Origin of the sequence: Burkholderia sp. LMG 13014, from assembly GCF_905232215.1 — a bacterium.
Lineage (GTDB): Bacteria > Pseudomonadota > Gammaproteobacteria > Burkholderiales > Burkholderiaceae > Burkholderia.
On the sequence record NZ_CAJNKE010000494.1, the window covers coordinates 1 to 4,402 of the forward strand.

Below are 4,402 nucleotides of genomic sequence, written 5' to 3' on the forward strand. Positions count from 1 at the left end.
GCCGCCCGCCCCCGGCGCCCGTGGCGACAGCTACGACCTCGACGTGCTGATCGTCGGTGCCGGCCTGTCCGGCATCGGCGCCGCGTATCACCTGAAGCAGCGCTGCCCGTATGCAAGCGTGGCGATCGTCGAGGCGCGCGATGCGATCGGCGGCACCTGGGACCTGTTCCGCTATCCGGGCGTCCGTTCGGATTCCGACATGTTCACGCTCGGCTACAGCTTCCGCCCGTGGCACAGCGACAAGGCGATCTCGGACGGCCAGACGATCCTCGACTACATCCGCGACACCGCGCGCGCGTACGGCATCGACAAGACGATCCGCTACGGCCAGAAGGTGGTCGCCGCCGACTGGGACTCGAACCGCGCGCGCTGGACGGTCCGCATCGAGCGCACACGCGATGGCGCGACCGATACGCTCGTCTACACCTGCCGCTTCCTGTTCATGTGCAGCGGCTACTACGACTACGACGCCGGCTATCTGCCCGACTGGGCCGGCATGGACACGTTCGAAGGCAAGCTCGTGCATCCGCAGCACTGGCCGAAAGACCTGTCGTACGCGAACCGGCGCGTGGTCGTGATCGGCAGCGGCGCGACGGCCGTCACGCTGGTGCCGTCGATGGCGGCCAACGCGCAGCACGTGACGATGCTGCAGCGCTCGCCGACCTACATCGTGTCGCTGCCCGCGCGCGACAAGATCGCGAACGCGTTGCGCCGCGTGCTGCCGTCGCGGCTCGCGCACCGGCTCGTGCGCGTGAAGAACGTACTGCTGACGATGTACCTGTACAACGTGTCGCGCCGCAAACCCGACCGGACGAAGCAGTTCATCATCCGCGCGGCCAGCAAGCAGGTCGGCCCCGGCTTCGACGTCGCGAAGCACCTGACGCCGCGCTACATGCCGTGGGACCAGCGCGTGTGCCTCGTGCCGAACGGCGACCTGTTCAAGTCGATCCGCTCGGGGCGCGCATCGATCGTCACCGACGAGATCGAGCGCTTCACGCCGACCGGCCTCAAGCTGAAGAGCGGCCAGCAGCTCGACGCGGACGTGATCGTCACCGCGACCGGGCTGAAAGTGAAGATGCTCGGCGGCGCACGCGTCACGGTCGACGGCCGCGCGGTCGACCTGCCGGAGACCGTGTCGTACAAGGGGATGATGTACAGCGACGTGCCGAACCTCGCGTCGTCGTTCGGCTACACGAATGCGTCGTGGACACTGAAGGCCGAGCTGATCGCGCGCTACGTGTGCCGGCTGCTCAACCACATGCGCGCGAACGGCTACGACACCTGCGTGCCGCGGCTCGGCGCCGGCGACCTCGGCGACGTGCCGGCCGTCAACCTGAGCTCGGGCTACATCCAGCGCGCGGCCGGCATCCTGCCGAAGCAGGGGCACAGCAAGCCGTGGAAGTTCCACCAGAACTACGTGCTCGATCTTGCATCGCTGAAGTTCAGCGGACTCGCCGATTCGGCGATGCAGTTCGAACGCCGCGCGAAAGCCGGCCCGGCGGCCACGACGCCGGTTGCCGAACCCGCACTCGAAACCCGCTGAGGCCGACATGACCCATACGCTCCATCTGATCCAGAACGTGCTGCTCGGCGTCGTCGCGGTGCTCGCCGCGCTCGCGCTGTTTACCGGTTACGTGGCCCGTCGCGTGACGCGCGCGTTTCCGCCCGAAGGCCGCTTCGTCGACATCGGCGGCGACCGCATCCACTACGTCGAATACGGCAACGGCCCGCCGCTCGTGTTCGTCCACGGGCTCGCGGGGCAACTGCGCAATTTTGCGTATCTGCCGCTCGCGCGGCTCGCGCAACGGCATCGCGTGATCCTCATCGACCGGCCGGGCGCCGGCCGCTCGATCCGCGGCGCAAGCTCGCAGGCGAACGTGTTCGCGCAGGCCCGCACGGTCGCCGCATTCATCGACGCGCTGCAGCTCGACAAACCGGTGCTGGTCGGCCACTCGCTCGGCGGCGCCATCGCGCTCGCGGTCGGCCTCAATCATGCGGATCGCGTGAGCCGGCTCGCGCTGATTGCGCCGCTGTCGCACGAGCAGAGCGAGCCGCCGGCGCCGTTCAAGCCGCTGATGCTGCCGTCGCCGCTCGTGCGCCGCTTCGTGTCGTGGACCTTCGCGATTCCGCTGACGATCCTGACCGGCCGCAAGGCCGTGCGCCAGGTGTTCGCGCCGGAAGACGTGCCGCGCGACTTCCCGGTCAAGGGCGGCGGGCTGCTCGGGATGCGCCCGCACGTGTTCTACTCGACCGCGACCGACCTGCTGTCGGCCCCCGTCGACCTGCCCGCGATGGAGCGCCGCTATCCGGACCTCGCGCTACCGGTCGACGTGCTGTACGGCCGCGCCGATCCGATCCTGAACTGGCGCGAGCACGGCGAAGCGCTCGCGAAGAAATCGGCGCGCGTGCGGCTGAAGGTCGTCGAGGGCGGGCACATGCTGCCGGTCACGATTCCGGACGCCACGGCCGACTGGCTGCTCGAAGTCGCCGCTACGCCAGCCGAGGCGGCCGCGCCGGCGGCACGCATCGCGTAAGCCGCGACCGCGTAACAGGGCCTGATTCCGTGCCGTGCCGCCGGCGCTGCGGCGGAATCAGGCTTCGTCGTCGGGCAGCGACAGCCCGAGCTCCGATATCACCTCCCGCGCGCTGCGGAATGCCTCGACCGCGGCCGGCGCGCCCGCGTACAGCGCGCTATGCAGCAGCACCTCGCGGATCTCGACGAGGCTCGCGCCGTTGTTGAGCGCGCCGCGAATGTGACCCTTCAGCTCCGTGCTGCGGCCGAGCGCCGCCAGCATCGCGCACGTGCACAGGCTGCGCGTCTTCAGGTCGATCCCGCCCCGCTGCCACGTGCTGCCCCACGCGTGCTCGTTCAGCCAGTTCTGCAGCGGGCGCGAAAAACCGTCGAGGTCGCGCATCGCGCGTTCGACGAACGCCTCGCCCATCACGTCGATTCGTCGCGCCTTGCCGTGTTCCCTGTCCTGTTCGCTCATGTCCGTGTCCTGTGTGGAGTGGTGGCTGCTGCTTCGTCGGCAGCCGGGGATGTCGCGCCATGTTCAGCGGGCCGGCGCCTTTCGTCAAAGATGCGGCCCTCGGTTCGAAGCTGCCCGCGTCACGCGATATCGAACGCTACGTAACATCGCGCCGCGCGTTACGGCGGCCTACGGGAACATCGCACCCACCGTGCCGGCGCGCCGTGCGTACCCATCGCGAGAAAGCACCGTTACGCCGTTTAAATCGCGCGTATATCCCCGATTCCTGCAATAAAGCGCGACACCGTTTCGGGAAAGCTGTCGTGGCGCGGAATTTGCAGTGGAGGCTTGGACACACTTCCAATGTCGAGGCCAACATGCACAAATTCTTCAAGAAGACGACGGTAACGATGGCCGTCTCGTCGCTGCTCGCACTCTATGGTTGCGGCTCGGTCGATGGACCGACGACCCCGCCGACGATCAAGCCGAGCACGTCAGGGACGGGCGGCAGCTCGGGGACTTCGGGTACGTCGGGCGGCGGGACGTCGGGTAGCTCTGGTACTTCGGGTAGCTCCGGTACGTCGGGCACCTCCGGTACGTCGGGTACTTCCGGTACGTCGGGCACTTCCGGTACGTCGGGCACTTCCGGTACGTCGGGTACTTCCGGCACGTCGGGCACCTCCGGCACGTCGGGCACTTCCGGTACGTCGGGCACTTCCGGTACGTCGGGTACTTCCGGTACGTCGGGCACCTCCGGCACGTCGGGCACCTCCGGTACGTCGGGCACCTCCGGTACGTCGGGCACTTCCGGTACGTCGGGCACTTCCGGTACGTCGGGCACTTCCGGCACGTCGGGCACTTCCGGCACGTCGGGCACTTCCGGTACGTCAGGCACCTCCGGTACGTCGGGCACCTCCGGCACGTCGGGCACTTCCGGTACGTCAGGCACCTCCGGTACGTCAGGCACCTCCGGCACGTCGGGCACTTCCGGTACGTCTGGCACTTCCGGTACGTCAGGCACCTCCGGTACGTCAGGCACCTCCGGTACGTCTGGCACTTCCGGCACGTCGGGTACTTCCGGCACGTCGGGCACTTCCGGTACGTCGGGCACTTCCGGTACGTCGGGCACTTCCGGTACGTCGGGCACTTCCGGTACGTCGGGCACTTCCGGCACGTCTGGCACGTCTGGCACTTCCGGCACCGGCGTCACCCCGCTCGGCAATGTCCTCCAGAAATCCGGCAACCTCGTGACGGCACTCGGCACGACGGTCGCGAACGGCGGCGCGCAGATCGGCGGCGTGCAGATTCCCGGCACGAACCCGACGACGGCGACCAGCGTCGGCAATGCGGTCACGAGCCTCGGCAACGGTGTGCAGTCGCTCGGCAACGGCGTCGCGGCCGGCCTCGGCTCGATCGGCGTGTCGGCGAACCCG

General features: G+C 68.5%; 3 protein-coding genes and 1 pseudogene. 3 read left to right on the plus strand and 1 reads right to left on the minus strand.

Annotation, left to right across the window (positions count from 1 at the left end; translation table 11 throughout):
• Together JYJ84_RS29455 and JYJ84_RS29460 are read left to right on the plus strand one after the other, a co-directional pair.
• On the plus strand, positions 1–1,543 hold a 1,543-nt coding region (locus tag JYJ84_RS29455; RefSeq protein ID WP_240201917.1), incomplete at its 5' end, for an NAD(P)/FAD-dependent oxidoreductase.
• Between the two features lie 7 nt (positions 1,544–1,550).
• Positions 1,551–2,534: an alpha/beta fold hydrolase gene (locus JYJ84_RS29460; RefSeq protein WP_175221681.1), complete on the plus strand. Its 984-nt coding sequence runs from the start codon at positions 1,551–1,553 to the stop codon at positions 2,532–2,534.
• A gap of 57 nt (positions 2,535–2,591) precedes the next feature.
• Here the strand turns inward: JYJ84_RS29460 and JYJ84_RS29465 are convergent, their stop codons facing one another.
• Entirely contained in the window at positions 2,592–2,990 is a 399-nt protein-coding gene (locus JYJ84_RS29465) for a carboxymuconolactone decarboxylase family protein (protein ID WP_175221680.1), read from the minus strand.
• Positions 2,991–3,346: 356 nt separating this feature from the next.
• Between JYJ84_RS29465 and JYJ84_RS38585 the strand changes: the two are divergent.
• A pseudogene (locus JYJ84_RS38585) lies at positions 3,347–4,402 on the plus strand (hypothetical protein); the annotation flags it as partial.